Raw genomic sequence first — 18,629 nt, 5'->3', positions numbered from 1 at the left:
GTATCCAAGGTAGTCCCAACGGCAGCAGGAACACTCCGGACAAAGGGTCTCGTTCCTGTCCCAACCAGCCAAATGTGCCCGTCAAGAATGCAACCAACGCCAACAGGTACAGGACCGCGAATACGATGATGGTGGTTCTACAAACCAAGTCGAGCCTCAGCAAATCAAGCCAGTGCTGCGCAGCCGTTTTCAGCTACGCAGCAGACAGGTCACAATGCGCCTTCGTCGCCCAGGAACTCGATACCAGCTGTCGCGCCATCACTGTAAGCAATGCAATTCCAAGGAGCACGATCCTCGCCAACGCCTACAGTGACCTGTGTTCCCGCCTCGCTAAACGCGGATGAGAGCACCACGACTTGCGAATTGTTTGTCGTGTTGGCTACATCACGCAAACATGCTTGCTGAGCCGGTGTGAGCTCGGCGGACGCGCTTGATGTACTCGTATCGTCACAGGCCGCAAGCATTGCGAAGCAAGTTGCGCCAGCAATCATCACCATCTTGTTAGACATTTTCTTCTCCCTCTGGTTCCCTTGAAATTAGTGAAATTGGATGCGCTTGTTTGAAGCTCTCGCGTCTGTGCAGCCAATAGAACATACCTCGATCCTGTGACCATCTTACCCAAAACTTGCCGCGGGGGGCTTGGTCGGCGGGACGATATTTCGTTGACTATCGGGGCCGACAATAACGTGTGAAGGCCGAATGACGTCACTAGCAAATGCTAGAGCAAACTCTGAAAAGAGGGCGAGCACGTTAAGTCTGAGCATCGCGTCCTCCCAGCGCTCAATCATTGTAAAGTGCCTTCCGACCGCCAGCACTCACTCCAGCAGTCGGAAGGGCTCGGCACAGCGAGCAGCAACGACAACAACGGAGGTAAAATAAAGTTGTGTCGAATTCGCATGTTTGAATCTAATTTCTCATAAATCAATGTTTTTTCTGCGCGTAAATTTCTCTACGCTCTCGTACGATAGGCCTCTGCGTTCAAACAAAAAAGTAAGTGGGAGCTGCGAGTGTGTTCCCCTGAGTGGCGAAGCGATTTGAGGCCGCACAGAAACAATGAAGGGATTGAAAAATGGGATTTGGTGAAGCCGTTAAAACGTGTTTCTCGAAATACTTCCAGTTTTCCGGTCGGGCTATACGCTCAGAATACTGGTGGTTCTTCTTGTTTGTGGTTCTCGTGAGTGCGGCTTTAGCTGTGCTGGATACGATCCTATTCGGGACCAGCCCTGAAACGGGGCAGGGATCACGGGTTTTGTCCTCTGTTTTCCAACTGGCCGTTCTCATACCTATGCTGGCCGCCGGTTGGCGGAGGCTGCACGATACAGGACGACCTGGCTGGTACTTGCTACTGCCGATGGCGCTCAGCATTGTGTCTCTTTTTGTTATGCTGGGTGGGGTAGCGTTCTTTTCGGTATTGGAGCAAGGGACCGAAAACCCCGATGCATTGCGAGGACCCGCGGCAGTCCTGGGCGTGACCGGCATTGTTGTTGTCTCAATTCTTCAATTGGTTCTGTCCATCCTGATGATCTGGTGGCTGACGCGACCTTCCCAAGAAGGCGCAAACGAATACGGCGCACCTGTTTCCTAACTTTGTTGCCCAGGTAACGGGCCGGAATCTCTGGCTGAATGACAGTGCGAACTACAACACCATGGAGAGAGAAAATGAGTTTCAAAACGATTTCCATTGGAATGCTACTGATGGCTATGGCGACCACAGCATCAGCGGAGTGGTCGTTCAGTTCCGGGCCTAATCCCAATGCATTTATTCAGACCGGCAACATGACCCTGGAACTTCAGTGTAACCGTATCCGCTTCGCTCCGGCTGGATATGAGGACAGCCAGGACATTGTGGAAAAGCAGGGGCTCTCCATTCGATTTTTAAAGAACGGCACCACCGAAGTTGGGGCATTTCAGGTTGGCGCAGAAAACGCTGCCGTGCAGATCGTCGACAACTATCCCGTCGAGGTCAGTTTCAATAGTCAAGAGGACTATGGTTTTGTACTGGACCAGCTTGCGGCCAATGCATCGGTTAATCTGTCCATGATTGATCAAGATGTCAGCTATGGAAACTTTGACTTGAAGGGTTCCAGCGCGGCAATTCGGTCCCTTCGTTCCGCCTGCGATTCAGGTGCTAGCCAGGGGGCCTCCTACGAACCCCCTGAAGGCATCGTCTATTGTGGTGGCGGAGCGGTAGAGCGAGTCATCGAACCCGTAATTTTGGACAACCCGGAGGGAGAGTGGGACGCGCGAGTGACAGTCAACGGTGAGTCAATCAGAGCCATGACCGCCTACAGTTACTTCGGAAACTCTGAGCCGCCGGCCGGATTTGTCGTTGCCCTGCTTGGGGAAGACAGGTCCGAGTTTCTGATTTTTAGCGAAGGCTCGGTAAACTGGCTGGAATACGGGGACTACAGATATGATCAGTGCAATTGATGCTGCCTTCCAACCGGCTTCCCAATTGGCAAGCTACTTGAAACGGTCGTTCGCTACGCAGCGCATCAATGACCGCTTTGCAGACTAAAGCAGTCATACGTAGAATCTCTAAAGACGAAAATGCAAATGCGTGATAGCTCCAGATTATGGCCACGACATCTGCGCGAAATCGACCATCCATCCCTTATGCATTTGCCGTTTTTGGTGTTCTTTTTGCTTCAATCTGTTTCGGGCTGGTTCCCTATTTCAGCCGCAGCCTGACCGAACAGGGTGTTGCACCCTATGCGGTCGCATTCTACCGCTACATTGTTGCGGCTCTTCTTCTGCTTCCTGTTCTCATCTTGCACCGAAAAGAATGGCGAGAGATCACTTGGGGCCTTTCAGCCGGAGCCGTAATGGGGCTTGGTTGGATCGGATATGTAACGGCGCTGGAGAAGCTGCCCGCATCGACAGTGGGTGTGCTTTACATGACCTATCCGGTGTTCACCTTGGTAATTGCTTGGGCTGTGTTTGGAGATGCACCCACGCGACGCGCCATGTTGGCCGCTAGTCTGATTGTGGTGGCAGCTGTCATTGCTGGCTCGCCCGCGTCAGTGGCTGCGGAACATCTACCAACGCTGCTGCTATCCCTTGCCGCCCCATTTGGGTTTGGCTTCGGAATTTGCGTCCTGGTACACAGGTTGTCACGGATTGCGCCATTGGCACGTATCGCGTCAGTTTCTCTGGGGTCCGTACTGGGCCTCGCACCGCTCATCATTGGTGCTGAGGTTAGAGAACTTCTCCCAAGGGAACAATCCGATTGGCTTTTCATTGTTGGTATTGGTCTGGTGACCGCTTTCGTGCCCCAGCTTATCTACACGATATGCTCACCTGTTATTGGGGCTTCCCAAACTGCGGTCGTCGGAAGCATCGAATTGCCCACGATGTTTGCCGTGGGATATCTTGCCTTTGGCGAAGCCATCTCTTTACCTCAAGCTTTGGCATGTGCATTAGTGCTGGGCGCAATCGCGATCACAAGAAGTAGAAAGACGCGCACCGTATCCACCGTGCTCGCAAAATCACCGAGGCAGTAGTACTAGGCTCGGTGCTGCCGTTTTCTGCGGTGCACATGACTGGCTGCTTGCGGCCCGAAGCGGGTCTTGCGAATCCCGAGAAACGGAACAGAACCGCAAAGATTTCGCACCATATGATGCCAGGATTTATCGAATCCGTCACAAGATTGAGAACATGTTTGGACGGCTGAAAGAGCGGTTCCGGGTCGCGACCCGTTATGACAGGCGCTTTATCATCTTCATGTCTGCCATCGCCCTCGCGGCAAAGCTTTTGTTTGGGTAATAAGTCGAAATTTTAGGAAATCGCCGTCGAACAGATCAAGCTTGATCCAAAAGTTCTGGCCCACCAGGCCAGGCGTGTAAAACAGCCACTAGCGCTGCGCGGGCTTACTCTGGCGCCGAACCAACGGTTAAAATCTTTCCATTACTCCAAACTAGCGCCTCGTAACAAACCTCGGCTCCTGCGCCTCCGCACCAACCACCATCTCGTCCAATAAGCAGTATACGGTCAGGCCCCCAGTCAATAAGACGCCAACCCGTTGCCTGCCACGACATGATCTCACCGTCAACGATAAGATTGAGCATGCAACCCCCTGTTCCGCAGTACATAGAGGCAGCAGAGGAACAGGAAAACTGGCTTTCATCTACGAGTTCAGCCTTAACCGTGCCAAACTGGGAGCGCAGCTCGATCTCGGTCACAGCGTCACCCTGATCAAACTCTCCATTCTCGAAGTCTTTGCAATCAGCAGCCGCGCTTTCGATGATCCGTTGTGCTTCCTGAGAGGAGGCCAAAACTGTTGTGGCGCAAAACATTACGGCGACCATTGATGCCAGAAGCGTTGCAAACACAAATTTCACCCTTTTCATGCTGTCCTCTTCGTTTGAATTCAGTGATATCCCGCCAAAGTAGCTTCGTAAGAGGCGGTTTCGCCGAAGTTTTCCATCACCCATTCCGGATCGTAGTAGGTGTCGAGATAACGGTTTCCGTCGTCACACAGAATAGTGACGATGGAGCCAGATCGTCCGGCCGCCTCCATCTCTTGCGCAATTTGCAAAGCCCCCCAAAGGTTTGTGCCTGTTGATGGGCCCGCCCGCCGCCTGATCCGATCTTCAAGCCAGAGCATTGTCGCAATGCTTGCCGCATCTGGCACTTGGATCATACGGTCGATTACATCTGCCAAAAATGACTTCTCTACCTTGGGACGTCCGATACCTTCGATACGACTTGAACAGGAGCGGGTCAGGGTCCTGTCTCCGGTTCGAAAACTATCGAAAAACACTGAGTTTTCTGGGTCCACAACAACCAATTCACTGTTAAAGCCTTTGTAGCGAATGTACCGCCCCAGCGTTGCTGAAGTTCCGCCAGTGCCCGCGCTCATCACAATCACCGATGGAATTGGATGTGGCTCTCGTTCCATCTGGCGAAAAAGGCTTTCTGCAATGTTGTTGTTGCCTCGCCAATCCGTCGCCCGCTCGGCGTACGTGAACTGATCCATGAAGTAGCCACCGACTTCAGTTGCCAGTTCAACCGAGGCCTGGTGCATGTCCGGCGCCGCATCGACGAAGTGGATTTCGCCACCTTGGAACCGGATTAGGTCGATTTTACTCTTGGCGGTAGATTTTGGGAGAACCGCGGTAAAAGGCACTCCGATCATACGGGCGAAGTAAGCTTCTGAAACGGCAGTGCTGCCTGACGAGGCTTCGATTACACGTGTCCCTTCCCTAATCTTCCCGTTTACCAGCGCATAAAGGAAAAGCGACCGCGCCAACCTGTGCTTGAGACTGCCGGTCGGATGGGTACTTTCATCCTTGAGATAGATGTCTACGCCCTTCAGCCCCCGAACGGGTAGCTTGAAAAGGTGCGTATCGGCAGAGCGGTGAGCATCTGCATTGATCTTTGTAATCGAATCCGAAATCCAACGGCCCATACTTCTACTCAAGCGCCCTGTTTAAGGCCCGTCAAGCTCAGGAAAATCGTCTTTGGAATTCACGGGGATGCAAGCATGCGCCACCAATTGGTCCGACTGTCCATCTAATGGGCAGGAATGCCTATCGTGCCAGAACGTGCTTCAATGAACAGCCAATGATTGAGAGGGAAAAATGTTAAGGTACTATAGGCGACGACTTGAAGCCCAAGGAGAACCAGGCCGAATACATGGATGAGTCCACGCATTCGGTCTTTGTAAGCAAGCAACAGAATTGACACGATCTGGCCGATGCAAATTGCTGCAACAAATATTCCAATATCAATCAACAAAAAGTTGCGCTCAAGTATCGCTGTGTATGCCGTGAATACTGTCACAATCAAAATAGCAGTAATTGCGAGGCTAAATCCCTTTGCACTAAATACGTCCCTTCTTGTAAGTCGGGGTGGAAGCGGCATCAGGCAGGCCCAAAAAAATCCTGGCCAAAAAGCCAGCTTTAAGTGTTCCCAAATTGACTCGTTGACAGCTGCCACAAGCGCCACTGGCGCCCAACTTCCCAGTAAAACAAATGCAAAGTGCAGCCCGGATCCGAGTAGGATTATCAGGATCGCCCCAATCGCTTCGAGCCAAACTATTCGGGACGAGGTTTCCAGCATGTTTGGATCTCCCAATCCAGATTGTCATATACTTTGCTTAGAAACTCAAAAGTGAAATGCCCACGGGACATAGGAGGTCTACAAGTAGCTTTCACCGTCCATGGTGAGCGGCCATTCCCTAGTCCTTGTAAGAGTTTTTAAAGTTGGCCCTCACCGATCCTAAAACGGCAGTTGCTGTCATTGCCATGTTCTACATTGGACCGTAGGCTTAATAAAAAACGGGGTAGAGCATGCACGCTACAAGGTGGGTTATTTTATCGGCTGGATTTATCGCTCTAGCCACAGCGTCGTGTTCAGATCTGTATCCTGACGCCGATGTCATGCCCACTCGCGCTGATGGGGCAGCCTTTTTCTCAGAAAACTGTACTTCTTGTCATGGTGTGGATGGTAGAGGCGGTGGCCCGGCAAGCAGCGGTCTTTCCGTTGAGCCAACAGATTTGACAACATTGAGCGCGAAGAACGCAGGCACTTTCCCTCAAGCACGGGCCCTAAGCTACATCTATGGCGACCCAGGAAACAGCCATCTTGCTCGGGTTATGCCGGAATTTGGCGGGGAAATGGCGGAAGACCTGGTTCCGGTTGAAATCGAGGGTGTCTTGACGCCCACCCCGCGCGAGTTAGCAGGGTTATTGTTTTTCTTAGAAAGCATCCAACAGTAGGTTAGTGCTCTTGGCGCTAGGTCAGCAATTGACCGTTTGCCGGTGTTCTGGACTTGCACCTTTTTTGACCCGGTGACTATTGCAGGCCTAGCATTGTGAAGCGCCGTGGTTTGCTAGGCGTAAGCTGTCACTCAAAATCTTTTGGCCGAATTGGCGTGTCGAGCCCAATTCTGGCAGACTGCGAGGTGAGATATGATTTATGTCAAAGAGCCGCGCGGTTTCACATGCTAAATTCCGAATGTTAAATAGTGAAGCTGTTCTGAGCTCGCTGCTGCCTGTCCCCATCAATCGGTTTTGGGCCACAGGATAGCGAATGTTATATAGTGAAGGACCGACGTTGACCGGGGGAAGATGTCGGTCCATTTCTGTTGTAGTAAACACTCGTTTAGCAAAGGACCTCCGGCTTATGAGGTACTTTATGATCCTTGCAAGCATAGGCATTTCTTCGGTTGCGACGATATCTGCGGCCGATGAGTTTTCGGACCTTGGCAAAGACCTCTTTGTTGAGCATTGCGCCAGATGTCACGGAATCGATGCGACAGGAAATGGGCCTGACGCCACTGATTTGAAAACAGTGCCTGCTGATTTAACAAAGATTTCCGAACGCAGAGGGGGTGTGTGGCCCATGTTGGAGGTCATGTCGATCTTGGACGGTTATTTGAAAGCTAAAGAACCTCGCGATGACATGCCTATAATCACCAAGTTGAACGACGGCCCTACTGTCGCATTCGATACGGGGAATGGTTTGGTTACGCGTATTCCTTCCAGACTAATCGAAGTTGCTGAATATTTGGAGAGTATTCAGTCTCCAAAGCCGGAACGATATGTTCCGTGAAGGTCTGCTTCGCATTTGTGTACGCTAAGAAGTGCTGCGTTGTGCGGGTGCCGTAACTACCAAGAAGCAACGAATAGACCTTACGAAGCAGACTCTTTCGAGTTTTCCGAGACTCTTCATCTGGCTCAAGATTTTAACAGGTCAATGTGAGGAATGGCAGCGCTTCTATCTTCTGTTTGATACAATCGTGAGGAACAGCACATATCCCACTCTGCCAAGGCACTTCCAAACGTCGCTTGTTCAGCAAGGTAGGAGTTGGTTTTGGTGCTCGTGAGATGTGTCATGAACTAGTCGCCATGCGCCATAATCCAGCTCATCAAAATCGGAGCTCTCTTGTCCGACTTACTTGGATTGCTGAATCTTAAGTGGTTTTGCTCACGCGTTCAGGGGCAAACCGGTCCACGATTGCAAAAGCTAAACTGAGGTAAGCGAATGCCGCGCCGAGTTGCCATAGGCGGAAGATCATTTTGGTTTGAGCGTCGTCAGAAAACGGCATCAGTGTTCCTCCGATCAAAATCAAAAAAGCGGTGATCGCCGAAACTATGCGCGTATCACCGGCAATGAACTGACGAGAAAACCAAGCCAATGCAGCAAACAGTGTTACCAAAACGAAAGGCAGAAATGGAACCGCAACCAACAATTCATAAACGAGCACAGCGGCAATACCGCCAATCATGTTTGCTGTGAGCATATCCCAACTGGCGCGACTTTGCGAACTTGTATCAGCTACAAACTGGGATGACTGAATAGCGACGAAGACCAGCACAAAGGGTGTAATAAAATCAAAAACGAAAGCAAAAAAAACAAATGGAATTACAACCGCAGCAAGACGCAGCATTTGTAGTTCTGCATCAGTGACGTTTGTTTCATCAGCCACTTTCTTTGTGCCTTGCTCAGATGCATCGAGTTCAGGCGAAACCAAGAACACCAGCCACGAAACGATCATGGCCACTGCCACATTTGCTATTAGCCAATAGGCGATGGTCCCAGCGAGTTCCGGATCCATTCTCGCAAGGAACGGAACAAGAAGTGCTGCGATGACTGCGAAAACCGAAAGCAACAAGTCGCCAGTTTTTATTTGCAATCTGTATGCGAGTAAAACACCGAGGCAAACAAAAATTAAGAAAACAACAGGATAGGGAAGAAACCAGATAGATAAACCCCACGCGAGCAAAAGGATTGCTGCCGATTTCGTCAGCAGCGCAATCCCATAGGACACTGGCACCGGCGTTAGGCCGAGTGTAAACAAAGCCGCGAAAACCGATCCAATAAAAGCGAGTTGCAAGTTAGTGACTATGCCGAGGGAAAAGACGATCCAAGGGGCGAGCGCCAACCTAAGTCCATGACGAACATTCTCGGAAGGAGTTATTTGCGCCAAAGAGTGTTTGTCAGCATCAGTAGGCATAGCTCAACCACGAAACAACGCGGATGTATGCGTTTCCTATCGCATTCAACAGCGAGTTTCCTGATGTAAAAACAATTACATCAGCCTGCCCGTTCAAAAGAAACATTACGTCATCGTCCTGATCACCGGTCTCATACCCAGGCAGGACTATGCGCACAGGGTAACGTTGCGCCGCCCTCAGCCAACCCGAGTCGGATGTGTCCGTCGTCAGGGATTTTGGGACAGATGGCGCTCTGACCTAAGAGAGAATGTGGCTCATCTGGTTGGATTGATTATGCGGCGGATTTGCGGTGAAGCAAGCGCCGGGTTTCGATGGTCTTTCGTTTGATCCTTTCTCGTTTTTTTAGAATGGTCTGCCCGCGTCCGAAGTAGACATCGGCGGGCGTGAGGTTTTGTAAGCTTTCGTGGTAGCGCCGGTGATTGTAGTGATCGACGAAAGCATCGATCTGCTGCTGAAGGTCACCGGGCAGATAGTAGTTTTCCAATAAGATGCGGTTCTTGAGAGTCTGGTGCCAGCGCTCGATCTTTCCCTGAGTTTGCGGATGGTATGGTGCCCCTCGGACATGATCGATTTCCTGATCTTCCAGCCATTCAGCAAGTTCACCAGAGATGTAGCTGGACCCGTTATCGCTGAGCAGCCGTGGCTTGTGGAAGACGGTCGCTTGGGCACAGCCCGAAGCCTGCAAAGCCAGGTCCAGCGTATCGGTGACATCACTGGCCTTCATCGTCGTGCAGAGCTTCCAGGCGATGATGTAGCGGCTGTAATCATCGAGGATGGTCGACAGATAGAACCAACCCCAGCCGATAACCTTCAGGTAAGTGAAGTCGGTCTGCCAGAGTTGGTTCGGCCGTGTGGTTTTGTCGTGGAACTCGTCGGCTGCCGATAAAACCACATAGGCCGGGCTGGTGATCAGGTCGTAAGACTTGAGGATGCGATAGACCGAAGCCTCTGACACAAAGTACTTTTCTGTGTCGGTGAACTGCACGGCCAACTCACGCGGCGACAGATCGCTTTCCTTCAGAGCCAGGTCCTTGATCTTCTCACGCATCGGCTGCGGAATGCGGTTCCAGACCCGTGAGGGCTTGGGACTGCGATCCTCAAGCGCCTCAGGACCACCCGACAGATACTGGTCATACCAGCGATAGAAGGTGGTCTTCGGGATGCCCAGCTGTTCCAAAGTGCGCTTGGTCGGCAGATGCGAGCCTTCGACCAGACGGATGATCTCCAGCTTTTCAGATGCAGGGTATCTCATTCGCCGTCGTCCCCATCCGCGATCATGCTTTTTTTGAGCAGGCGCAATTCCAAGGCCTGTTCGGCAACCACCTCCTTCAGATCACGGGTTTCCCGTCTCAGATCCTTCACTTCGGTGGAAGTTGCCGCACGGGCCGTGTCACCTGCCAGACGTTTCTTGCCGGCTTCCAGAAATTCCTTGGACCAGCTGTAATACAGGCTCTGCGCGATGCCCTCACGACGACACAGCTCTGCAATGCTGTCCTCGCCTTTAAGGCCGTCCAGCACGATCCTGATCTTCTCTTCTGCGGAATACTGTTTGCGGGTCACACGGCGAATGTCCTTTACGACCTTCTCACCGTGGCTCTGCTTGGTTCCGGGTTTCTTTCTCATCTCCACTCCTTGGCAGTTACGATGAGCCAGAAACCCTCTCTTATCAAATCGACTTAAAATGTCCCATTGGTGCTGACGTCAGACAAGGTGCGCTTCTTGCGGTACGTGCAATACGCCTTTTTTGTCATATCTAGACAAAGCGTCTGCAACCTCTTCCACGACCTTGTTGGTGACGTCAGCACCTGCATCCCTAAGATCAGTTTCGATTGGCAGCGCCATGATTTGCGCACGAAGGTCAATAAATCTTCGCTCTAGTACCAATGGCTCGTGACGAGCTATCTTGAAGCCTGCATCGACCAACAACTTAGAAATGAGGTCCCCATCTCGAAACGAAAAAGGCGCTCTGGCTTTTACTGCGGCATCTGTTCCAACATGCCGTTCGAGAGCTTTTGCAAGCGCTCCATTGAAGGGCGACACTGCGCGCCAACATGTCAAAAATAGCTGACCGTCATTGCGTAAGATCCTATGAACTTCCTGCAAAGCGGCGGATTTGTCGGGGAAGAACTGAAGCCCCTGTTGTATGAAGGCATAGTCAAACGTAGCATCTTCGAAAGGTAACTCGGTTACATCTGCTGCATACCACTCGAGCACATGACGACAATCCGGCTGATTGGACTGCGCGACTTCAATCATAGTTTCGTTCAGATCTACGCCAACAACCCGGCCTTTGCCCGTCAGTTTCCTTGCAATCTCTCGCGTCAAAGCCCCGGTGCCGCATGCGATGTCGATAACACAAGTGCCGCTTCGAAGCTGAACCTTCTGCATTGTTGCTTCAGCCAATGGGCCGAACATCGCAGGCACACTATGGTTATTGTACTTCTGCGCAGCCTCTTTGGTCAGCCGGAAATTGTCCGTCATCAAAATATCCTCCTAGCAACGCGTCAATAATTGGACCACCCAAAGTGACCCAAAATCGTAATCTCACGAGGTTTCAACCGGAAGGCTCTCATCGGCGCTCCACTCAGCCCATGAACCATCGTACAGGCGGGACTTTTCGAACCCCATTTGGCGCAACGCAAGGAGCCCACAAGAAGCAGCTATGCCACGGCCGCAATAGGCGATGACCTCATCGTCAGTTTGAATTCCCTTGTCCTGATAGTGCTTGAGGAGCTTGGAATGATCCGCCAACTTGAATGAACCACGTTCCTTTAGTTTGGCTGCACGTTCGGCAATGGGTATGTGTGCCAAATCCGGATCGATGTTCGATATCGCCGGTATGTTGACGGCACTGGGAATATGTCCCGAGCGACCTCCCCATGTGTGAACTCCGTCGCCTCGGAAGAGGTTGTTTGGTAGAAAGTCCACAATTCTGACTCCGGGCTTACCCATCGCATCCAAGACATCAGCTTTGCGGGCAATCCAATTGCTCTGCACTGTTGGTTCAAAGTCACCATGCTCAACGGTTAGATCGCCAGTTTCAGTGGGTCGACCTTCGAGTTTCCATTGCTGCAAGCCGCCGTCCAAGACCTGCACGTTTTTATGGCCATAGTGCGAAAGTGCCCACCAAAGACGCGCAGACGCCAATGGAAGCCCGGAGTCGTCGTAGACCACGACATGACTGTCGTCGGAAACACCCAACTCGCGCATCCTTTCCCCGAAGTCCTCTGGGCCGAGCATCATGTCGGGAGTGTTCTGAGTGCTGTCTGCAAGCTCCGTCGACATGCCAACATACACGGCGCCAGGAATGTGCTCGGCCTGGAACTCGCTCCTATCGTCATAGGCTACGCCCTTGCCGTTTTCCTCCCTAAACTTCCAGCGAACATCAATGATGCGTAGTTTCGGGTTAGTCAGGTTATCTGCCAACCAAGCCGTATCAATGAGCGGGCGAGTTTGGGTTGTCATACCTACTTTCTCCTCTAACCGGACGCGGGGCGAGCCGTACGGAATAATCCCCAAAATTGCTTTCGGAGTCCAATTTTGGAAAATCGGGATTTGATAAAGTAAATATGATTTAAACGGCATGTTGATGATTTCATGAGACTTCTGAAAGAAACGGATACTGAAATCATGGCGCCTCGTAACGTCGATTTCCTTTGACTCGTTTATGGGTAGGCATGCTCATATAGCTCACTGACGGACAGGTTTGGTACAGAAAGTGGAAGGTTTGGATGCTTGAAGATCGGTACGGAAGCCCGCTAACGACCACATCACAAACTGCGCGAGACGCCTACGTTGAAGGCATCGACCGATTTCTGGGTGCTTTTGATGATGTTGAAGAAGCTTACCGTTCTGCAATGCAGGCAGATGATAGCTTTGCCATGCCCCATGTCGGGCTTGCGCGCTACCTTGTTACTGTCGGGCGTGCACAAGATGCAAAGCGTGAAATAGCCGTAGCAAAGGAACTGTCGCATGGCGTCAGCCCGCGCGAAGCCGCGCAGATCGACATTATCAGCGATCTCATTGAGGGGCGTGCACCGCAGGCCTACAGGCGCATCCGAGATCACGTCACAGACCATCCGCGAGATATTTTGCTTGCTCAGACATGTACCAGCGTATTTGGCTTAATTGGGTTTTCAGGTCAGGCTGGACGCGAGGCGGAGCAGCTTGCGTACACAACCCTGTTGAAGCCACACTATGGCGACGACTGGTGGTTTCTCTGCCAGCATGCATTTGCCCAGATGGAGGCCGGACAGATCGGCCCGGCCGCGGAAAACATTGAGCGCGCACTTGAGTTGAAGCCAGACAGCGCACACAGTGCACATGTCAGGGCCCATCTCTACTATGAGAACGGGGAGACGGACGCTGGCTACGCTTATCTTCGCGAGTTCTGGCAAGACTATCCCTTCACAGCGTATCTGCACTGCCATCTCAGCTGGCACGTCGCTCTGTGGGCGCTTGAGAGCGGCGATGTGGCAGGTATGTGGAAGCTGTTCGATGATTATGTTTCCCCCGACCGACCTCCTGCGCCGCCACTTAACGTTTTGACTGATAGTGTAGCAATTGTTCACCGCGCCTTTTTGGCTGGCGAGCAAATTCCTCAGGAGCGTTGGCAACAACTCAGCGACTATGCTGTTCAGTTCTTTCCTTCGCCTGGCTTGGCTTTTGCGGATGTTCACGCTGCTCTTGCGCATGCGATGGCGGGACAAAGAGAGCATCTGGAAGCAACCATTGACGGCGCAAAGGGACCCGCAGGCCCCACCGTTGCTTCGGTAGCAGGCGCATTCCGTGCGTTGGCGGATGGAAATGCGGACGAAGCGATTGAGAAATTCGTAAGTGTCATGTCTGAGCACGAACGCCTTGGTGGTAGCCGGGCGCAACGCGACATTATTGAGTTTTCATTGGCGCATGCGCTGGCAATATCGGGACAATCGAATGAAGCTCGACGTATCCTCAACATGCATCGACCGCATACCTCTCACGACCATGCAGTTGCCACGCTAGAAGGGTAGGGTGCCCGTATTTTTGACGCCCGCAATGAGCCCAAATTACACGTTTTCAACGCCAGTTAGAACAGAAGCTGTCGCACGACCTTACCAGGCCCCAAAAGTGTTGGTTGGCGGAAAAGACCAACCTGACTGCCGACATCAGCTTTCTCAAAAGACCATCTTAGGTGTGCGAGCGGTGTTTGTGGTCTTGTCGGTGGGCTACTGTGGATGGATTGGACGGTGCGTCACGCACGTAGCCGATAAGTTGATCAGTCGCCAAGAAGAGTGCTTCGATCAAATGGGGCTCATATAAGTCGGGTCTATGCCTTGGGTCGGCTTTGATGTCGCCAGTATCGAGAAGCAGCCCATTGTGGTAACCTCCTACCTTTAATTAGGGGGTTATTGTGATGGAATACTATGATCTCGGTAGCTACAGCCGAAAGATCACAACCTCGTCGGACGAAGCCCAGCTTTGGTTTGATCGTGGTTTGGCTTGGACTTACGCGTACAACCACGAAGAAGCGATTGTATGCTTTCAGAATGCCGTGGCTGCGGATCCAAATTGCGCAATGGCGCACTGGGGCATCGCGTATTGCATTGGGCCGAACTACAACAAGCCCTGGGAAACATTCGAAGAAGACGAGAAGCCTGACTGTATCGCCTTGGCAAAAGCGTCAATCGAGGCTGCTGCGTCGTTAAAGGACAAACTGACGCTTGTTGAACGCGCGCTCATCGAAGCCATTCCGGCTCGTTATCCATCCTCATCGGATATTGAGGATTTCAGCCCGTGGAATGATGCCTTCGCTGACGCGATGCGAAAGCTGCATGCTGAATTCAAACAGGATCTCGACGTTTGCGCCCTCCTGGCCGAGGCACTCATGAATCGGACCCCTTGGCAGCTTTGGGACTTGCCGACTGGGAAACCAGCGGATGGAGCCGATACACTTGAAGCCATAGCAGTCCTCGAAACTGCATTTGATACACTCCCCGGAGCATGGGAGCACGCAGGGCTCCTTCACATGTACATTCACCTGATGGAAATGTCGCCAAATCCTGAGCGAGCCCTTCGCCATGGTGATGTGCTCAGCACGTTGGTGCCTGAAGCCGGGCACTTGCTTCACATGCCCACCCATATTGACGTCTTGTGTGGAGATTACATGAACGTTGTGTTGCGTAATCACAAAGCCATCTTGTCAGATCGAAAGTTCCTGGAACGCGAAGGTCCTGACAACTTCTATTCCATTTACAGGTGTCACAACTACCACTTCAAAATCTACGGAGCGATGTTTTTAGGGCAGCCAACGGCGGCACTGGAAGCTGCCGATGAGCTTGTCGAAACTTTACCTTCAGAGACACTTCGACCAATGGCTGATTGGTTCGAGGCGTTCATTCCTATGAAACAACATGTATTGATCAGGTTTGGACGCTGGCAGGCTATCCTTGATCAGGATTTACCTGAAGATTCGGAGCTCTACAGCGTCACTATCGCCATGATGCGGTATGCAAGGACGGTTGCCTTGGCCAACCTACACAGGGTCGCTGAAGCCGAGAGTGAAAAAGCCAAGTTCTATGATGCTCTGGCCAGAGTTCCTGAGACCCGAATGCTGTTCAACAACACATGTCGGGACATTCTGAAGGTCGCTGAGCAAATGATGCTGGGTGAGTTGGCCTATCACACAGGAGAGCACGAAACGGCCTTTGATCACCTGCGAAAGTCAGTGGAGATCGACGATAACTTGCCATACGACGAGCCCTGGGGCTGGATGCAACCCACCCGTCATGCGCTGGGTGCTCTTCTTCTTGAACAGGGCCAGATGGAGGAAGCCGAAGCTGTTTACCGTGCAGACCTTGGCCTGGATGCAACGCTTAGCCGGGCCTGTCAGCATCCGGGCAACGTCTGGAGCCTGCATGGTTTGCACGAATGTCTCACCCGGCGCGGTGAAACGGTCGAAGCCGCCCACATTAAGCTACAATTGGACAAGGCCGCTGCCCGCGCCGAGGTGCCGATAAAGGCGTCGTGTTATTGCAGGCAGAAGGCGTTGGCCGCCGAGTAATCTCGGATCAACAGCAATGGCTGGGGCATTTGCGAGGCCCGCTTCTGCCGTTGATCGGGAATTGTTTAACTTCGTTGATGGCAACCGTCTGGGCGACCACAAGACCGGCAATCATCGCTTGGATGCCGTTTTGCGGTAAATCAGCCGCATGGTAGCATCGCGTAGGATTTGCAGTCGGGGGGCAACATGGTCTTAACATTCGCACAAATGGAAGCTCAGGAAATATCCAAAGCAAATCCAATTTCAGCAACTGACGCGCTGGCAGTACTGATCGAAGACCCCAACGCACTTGTGGTGGACGTGAGGGATAGTGCTGAAATGGCGGCCACGGGTATCAGCCCGAGAGCAATTCCGGCTCCTGGTCGCGCCGTCGCTTGGATGGCAGACCTTGAAAGTGAATACAGATCTCAAGAGTTACAGGATCGTGGAAGGCGAATTTTCACCACCTGTGGCGGCGCTCCTAGTTACCGAGGCGCGGCAGCGGCAAATGTATTGACTGCGATGGGTTTTCAAAACGTGCAGTTCATCGATGGAGGGATGGCGGCTCTGATCGCAGCTGGCTCCTCCACAAAGCAGCCTTAAGAAACGGCGAAACCAACGGTCTTGAGCAAACAGAGCAGAGGGGTAAATAGATACGTCTCAGCTTCCAGAGTTGTGTCTCGATACGACTTGCGACTGAGATTTAAGCCAGTTGACGAACACCTTAGCCTCGGGGCGCTGAAATTCTGCCTGCGTCTGGATGTAATAGACGCCGAAGAGAGGCTCAGAGAACAATTCAATCATCCGACCAGATGATAGATCGTCCTCGAAAAAAGCTCTGGCGGTATACGTGATACCGTCACCCCGGCGAACCGCAGTCATGATCAGGTTCCCCGGCATGTGATTTATGGTCAATGGTTCGGCAGGAACAACCCCGTGATAGGTGAACCAGTCAGCCGCCTCGTTGGTGCCCAGTTCCTGCAACCAGGGCAGCTTCGTCAGAGAAGCCGGGTCACGCAGATCTTGGCCTCCCACCAGTGAAGGTGCCCCGATCACGACCATGTCGGAAACAAGGACAGTATCCTCTTCTTTTCTCGGCATGCGTCTGTCGTGATACCGAATGGCGACATCGATGCCGCCTGGTCTTATCTGAACCAGTTCAGAAGTTGGGTTCAGCATCAAAGTGATCTCTGGATGTTGTTGTTGAAACTCTGCCATTCTCGGCAATAGCCACTCCACCGCGAATGCTGGTGACATTGTCACTTGAACGGGACGCTGCGCTGTGTGTTCTGCCAGTCGTTCGACACCCCTTCCAATGATTTCAAAGCCGATACCCAGTTCACGCGCAAGAATGATGCCTGGCTCTGTCAATTCAATGCTGCGCCCACGTCTAACAACGAGAGCTACACCCAAATGCCTTTCCAACGATTTGACCTGCTGGCTGACAGCCGCTTGGGTCACGTTCAAGCGTTCAGCAGCCACGGTGTAACTCCCAGCTTCCGCAACCGCTGAGAAGGCGCGCAAAGCGTTCATTGGGGGAAGGTGCAGCCAGTCCATGCTGTAGATTTTCTAATGTTTGATTAGACTATTTGAGTCGCATGATATCGGCATTCTTGACATTATTCACAGTGAAATCTGCGCTTCTATTATAAAATATTGGAGCGGATGCTTTAGTGCTGATGTCAACCTAGCCGCATGCCAGGAGATCTTGATACGATGGAAAAACTTCAAGGTGGATGTTACTGTGGTGCTGTTCGATACCAGATCGCGACACCACCTGTCTGGTCGGGACATTGCCATTGTCGTTCATGCCAAATGGCCCTTGGTGGCGCCTTTGCAACTTGGGCTAAAGTGGCCGCCGAAGACTTCGCCGTTATCAAAGGCGAAATCCAACACATTGAGAAAACTCCGGGTATTCGCCGCGGGTTTTGTCGGGACTGTGGAACGACGTTGACCTATGCCGCCCTAAATGAAGTTGAGGGCCAAGACTGGAGCGCTGACGCTTGGTTTTCTTCTGTAACGTTGGACGACCCATCGATTGCGGAACCCAAGGCCCACATCTTCGTGTCACATCAGCAGCCATGGATAAAACTCGACGACGGGCTGCCGACGTTTCCTGAGTTCTAAGCAACTTTTCTAGCGAACGGAGGAGAAAGCGATGAACACTGTTTATTCATATGCCTGCAAGGATTGCGAGGGCATGGAGGCCTGCCCGGGCAAAGTAGTTGCTGCGACCAAGGACGAAGTCTGGAAGCTCATGGAACTGCACGCGGTGGTCGCCCATGGAGAGGACCCCAGCTCGTGGGACGCCGACACTCGAGAATATCTGGAAACACTGATAAAGCCCGCGTGATCAAATAAACTAAGCTTCAAGTTCCTGCGGATAATCGGCCAAAATTTTGGCTTGGTTTGTTTAACCGCGAAGGGCAGCTTTCCTCCGCAACCGGGAAATTGCTAGGCTCATTTGTGATTATCCGGTTTGGACTGCGGCCCACCGCCAAGGCACCTAGAAGCGCAAGGCCATCGCGAACCCAAATCGGAAACGTGTGAGATCGGTTTCCATCACAAACCAACCTGCTACTGCGAAACCCTGCTCTTATTCAGGCAAACCGGCTAGTCGCAAAGACGCACAGTCTTTCTCCAGC

Annotated in this window: 19 protein-coding genes and 1 pseudogene; 11 read left to right on the top strand and 9 right to left on the bottom strand. The window is 52.2% G+C overall.

Going from position 1 to position 18,629, the window contains the following annotated elements:
- Window positions 1-209: 209 nt before the first annotated feature.
- Entirely contained in the window at window positions 210-509 is a 300-nt protein-coding gene (locus ACR0LH_RS21135) for a hypothetical protein (RefSeq protein ID WP_170781833.1), read from the bottom strand.
- Window positions 510-1,069: 560 nt separating this feature from the next.
- On the opposite strand from ACR0LH_RS21135, the gene ACR0LH_RS21130 reads away from it, so the two are divergent.
- The 4 genes and pseudogenes from ACR0LH_RS21130 to ACR0LH_RS21115 all read left to right on the top strand — a co-directional run.
- Window positions 1,070-1,585, top strand: a complete 516-nt coding sequence (locus ACR0LH_RS21130) for a DUF805 domain-containing protein (protein ID WP_170781832.1) — start codon at window positions 1,070-1,072, stop codon at window positions 1,583-1,585.
- A gap of 74 nt (window positions 1,586-1,659) precedes the next feature.
- A complete protein-coding gene (locus tag ACR0LH_RS21125) occupies window positions 1,660-2,430 on the top strand; it encodes a hypothetical protein (RefSeq protein WP_170781831.1) in 771 nt (256 codons plus the stop codon).
- Between the two features lie 146 nt (window positions 2,431-2,576).
- Window positions 2,577-3,503, top strand: coding sequence for a DMT family transporter (locus ACR0LH_RS21120; RefSeq protein WP_170781830.1), 927 nt, complete (start codon window positions 2,577-2,579; stop codon window positions 3,501-3,503).
- A gap of 112 nt (window positions 3,504-3,615) precedes the next feature.
- Window positions 3,616-3,765, top strand: a pseudogene (locus ACR0LH_RS21115) (IS5/IS1182 family transposase); the annotation flags it as partial.
- A 104-nt stretch (window positions 3,766-3,869) separates the two neighbouring features.
- On the opposite strand, the gene ACR0LH_RS21110 reads toward ACR0LH_RS21115, so the two are convergent.
- The 3 genes from ACR0LH_RS21110 to ACR0LH_RS21100 all read right to left on the bottom strand — a co-directional run bounded on the left by ACR0LH_RS21110 (window position 3,870) and on the right by ACR0LH_RS21100 (window position 6,063).
- Window positions 3,870-4,349 carry a hypothetical protein gene (locus ACR0LH_RS21110; protein ID WP_170781829.1) on the bottom strand — a complete coding sequence of 160 codons (480 nt, stop codon included), beginning with the start codon at window positions 4,347-4,349 and terminating at the stop codon, window positions 3,870-3,872.
- 20 nt (window positions 4,350-4,369) lie between these two features.
- A complete protein-coding gene (locus tag ACR0LH_RS21105; RefSeq protein ID WP_170781828.1) occupies window positions 4,370-5,410 on the bottom strand; it encodes a PLP-dependent cysteine synthase family protein in 1,041 nt (346 codons plus the stop codon).
- A 104-nt stretch (window positions 5,411-5,514) separates the two neighbouring features.
- A complete protein-coding gene (locus ACR0LH_RS21100; RefSeq protein ID WP_170781827.1) occupies window positions 5,515-6,063 on the bottom strand; it encodes a DUF6512 family protein in 549 nt (182 codons plus the stop codon).
- A 230-nt stretch (window positions 6,064-6,293) separates the two neighbouring features.
- On the opposite strand from ACR0LH_RS21100, the gene ACR0LH_RS21095 reads away from it, so the two are divergent.
- Together ACR0LH_RS21095 and ACR0LH_RS21090 are read left to right on the top strand one after the other, a co-directional pair.
- Window positions 6,294-6,722, top strand: coding sequence for a c-type cytochrome (locus ACR0LH_RS21095; protein ID WP_480722353.1), 429 nt, complete (start codon window positions 6,294-6,296; stop codon window positions 6,720-6,722).
- 418 nt (window positions 6,723-7,140) lie between these two features.
- Window positions 7,141-7,557: a c-type cytochrome gene (locus ACR0LH_RS21090; RefSeq protein WP_170781826.1), complete on the top strand. Its 417-nt coding sequence runs from the start codon at window positions 7,141-7,143 to the stop codon at window positions 7,555-7,557.
- A gap of 361 nt (window positions 7,558-7,918) precedes the next feature.
- Here the strand turns inward: ACR0LH_RS21090 and ACR0LH_RS21085 are convergent, their stop codons facing one another.
- The 4 genes from ACR0LH_RS21085 to ACR0LH_RS21070 all read right to left on the bottom strand — a co-directional run bounded on the left by ACR0LH_RS21085 (window position 7,919) and on the right by ACR0LH_RS21070 (window position 12,428).
- Entirely contained in the window at window positions 7,919-8,962 is a 1,044-nt protein-coding gene (locus ACR0LH_RS21085) for a hypothetical protein (protein WP_480722351.1), read from the bottom strand.
- A 272-nt stretch (window positions 8,963-9,234) separates the two neighbouring features.
- Window positions 9,235-10,586 (bottom strand): IS3 family transposase gene (locus tag ACR0LH_RS21080; protein ID WP_480722350.1). Its coding sequence is split into 2 segments (ribosomal slippage): window positions 9,235-10,250 and window positions 10,250-10,586, totalling 1,353 coding nucleotides; the frame shifts between segments, so codons are not numbered across the junction.
- Between the two features lie 78 nt (window positions 10,587-10,664).
- On the bottom strand, window positions 10,665-11,444 hold the full coding sequence (locus tag ACR0LH_RS21075) for a class I SAM-dependent methyltransferase (RefSeq protein ID WP_480722348.1): 780 nt from the start codon (window positions 11,442-11,444) through the stop codon (window positions 10,665-10,667).
- Window positions 11,445-11,507: 63 nt separating this feature from the next.
- Window positions 11,508-12,428, bottom strand: a complete 921-nt coding sequence (locus ACR0LH_RS21070; RefSeq protein ID WP_165590777.1) for a sulfurtransferase — start codon at window positions 12,426-12,428, stop codon at window positions 11,508-11,510.
- 266 nt (window positions 12,429-12,694) lie between these two features.
- On the opposite strand from ACR0LH_RS21070, the gene ACR0LH_RS21065 reads away from it, so the two are divergent.
- From ACR0LH_RS21065 to ACR0LH_RS21055, 3 genes are all read left to right on the top strand, one after another.
- Window positions 12,695-13,975, top strand: coding sequence for a tetratricopeptide repeat protein (locus tag ACR0LH_RS21065; protein WP_480722346.1), 1,281 nt, complete (start codon window positions 12,695-12,697; stop codon window positions 13,973-13,975).
- Window positions 13,976-14,358: 383 nt separating this feature from the next.
- Window positions 14,359-16,005, top strand: coding sequence for a hypothetical protein (locus tag ACR0LH_RS21060; RefSeq protein WP_480722345.1), 1,647 nt, complete (start codon window positions 14,359-14,361; stop codon window positions 16,003-16,005).
- Window positions 16,006-16,191: 186 nt separating this feature from the next.
- Window positions 16,192-16,587, top strand: coding sequence for a rhodanese-like domain-containing protein (locus tag ACR0LH_RS21055; protein WP_170594474.1), 396 nt, complete (start codon window positions 16,192-16,194; stop codon window positions 16,585-16,587).
- 57 nt (window positions 16,588-16,644) lie between these two features.
- Here ACR0LH_RS21055 and ACR0LH_RS21050 read toward each other — a convergent pair whose 3' ends face one another.
- Window positions 16,645-17,517, bottom strand: a complete 873-nt coding sequence (locus ACR0LH_RS21050) for a LysR family transcriptional regulator (protein WP_480722354.1) — start codon at window positions 17,515-17,517, stop codon at window positions 16,645-16,647.
- Window positions 17,518-17,700: 183 nt separating this feature from the next.
- Here ACR0LH_RS21050 and ACR0LH_RS21045 point away from each other — a divergent pair, with 183 nt between their 5' ends.
- Together ACR0LH_RS21045 and ACR0LH_RS21040 are read left to right on the top strand one after the other, a co-directional pair.
- Window positions 17,701-18,111 carry a GFA family protein gene (locus ACR0LH_RS21045; protein WP_480722344.1) on the top strand — a complete coding sequence of 137 codons (411 nt, stop codon included), beginning with the start codon at window positions 17,701-17,703 and terminating at the stop codon, window positions 18,109-18,111.
- A gap of 31 nt (window positions 18,112-18,142) precedes the next feature.
- Window positions 18,143-18,337, top strand: a complete 195-nt coding sequence (locus ACR0LH_RS21040; RefSeq protein WP_170415288.1) for a DUF1059 domain-containing protein — start codon at window positions 18,143-18,145, stop codon at window positions 18,335-18,337.
- The last annotated feature ends 292 nt before the right edge of the window (window positions 18,338-18,629 follow it).

Source organism: Ruegeria sp. CL6, from assembly GCF_056536465.1.
The sequence above is the reverse complement of the archived record's forward strand: the minus strand, read 5'-3'. Positions and strand labels throughout refer to the sequence as shown.

Excerpts from the sequence above, each read along its gene's own strand:
- ACR0LH_RS21095 (WP_480722353.1), top strand. The coding sequence starts at position 6,294 with ATGCACGCTACAAGGTGGGTTATTTTATCGGCTGGATTTATCGCTCTA.
- ACR0LH_RS21075 (WP_480722348.1), bottom strand. The coding sequence starts at position 11,444 with ATGACGGACAATTTCCGGCTGACCAAAGAGGCTGCGCAGAAGTACAAT.
- ACR0LH_RS21125 (WP_170781831.1), top strand. The coding sequence starts at position 1,660 with ATGAGTTTCAAAACGATTTCCATTGGAATGCTACTGATGGCTATGGCG.
- ACR0LH_RS21120 (WP_170781830.1), top strand. The coding sequence starts at position 2,577 with ATGGCCACGACATCTGCGCGAAATCGACCATCCATCCCTTATGCATTT.
- ACR0LH_RS21070 (WP_165590777.1), bottom strand. The coding sequence starts at position 12,428 with ATGACAACCCAAACTCGCCCGCTCATTGATACGGCTTGGTTGGCAGAT.
- ACR0LH_RS21050 (WP_480722354.1), bottom strand. The coding sequence starts at position 17,517 with ATGAACGCTTTGCGCGCCTTCTCAGCGGTTGCGGAAGCTGGGAGTTAC.
- ACR0LH_RS21045 (WP_480722344.1), top strand. The coding sequence starts at position 17,701 with ATGGAAAAACTTCAAGGTGGATGTTACTGTGGTGCTGTTCGATACCAG.
- ACR0LH_RS21135 (WP_170781833.1), bottom strand. The coding sequence starts at position 509 with ATGTCTAACAAGATGGTGATGATTGCTGGCGCAACTTGCTTCGCAATG.
- ACR0LH_RS21040 (WP_170415288.1), top strand. The coding sequence starts at position 18,143 with ATGAACACTGTTTATTCATATGCCTGCAAGGATTGCGAGGGCATGGAG.
- ACR0LH_RS21105 (WP_170781828.1), bottom strand. The coding sequence starts at position 5,410 with ATGGGCCGTTGGATTTCGGATTCGATTACAAAGATCAATGCAGATGCT.
- ACR0LH_RS21065 (WP_480722346.1), top strand. The coding sequence starts at position 12,695 with ATGCTTGAAGATCGGTACGGAAGCCCGCTAACGACCACATCACAAACT.
- ACR0LH_RS21060 (WP_480722345.1), top strand. The coding sequence starts at position 14,359 with ATGGAATACTATGATCTCGGTAGCTACAGCCGAAAGATCACAACCTCG.
- ACR0LH_RS21130 (WP_170781832.1), top strand. The coding sequence starts at position 1,070 with ATGGGATTTGGTGAAGCCGTTAAAACGTGTTTCTCGAAATACTTCCAG.
- ACR0LH_RS21055 (WP_170594474.1), top strand. The coding sequence starts at position 16,192 with ATGGTCTTAACATTCGCACAAATGGAAGCTCAGGAAATATCCAAAGCA.
- ACR0LH_RS21090 (WP_170781826.1), top strand. The coding sequence starts at position 7,141 with ATGATCCTTGCAAGCATAGGCATTTCTTCGGTTGCGACGATATCTGCG.
- ACR0LH_RS21110 (WP_170781829.1), bottom strand. The coding sequence starts at position 4,349 with ATGAAAAGGGTGAAATTTGTGTTTGCAACGCTTCTGGCATCAATGGTC.
- ACR0LH_RS21100 (WP_170781827.1), bottom strand. The coding sequence starts at position 6,063 with ATGCTGGAAACCTCGTCCCGAATAGTTTGGCTCGAAGCGATTGGGGCG.
- ACR0LH_RS21085 (WP_480722351.1), bottom strand. The coding sequence starts at position 8,962 with ATGCCTACTGATGCTGACAAACACTCTTTGGCGCAAATAACTCCTTCC.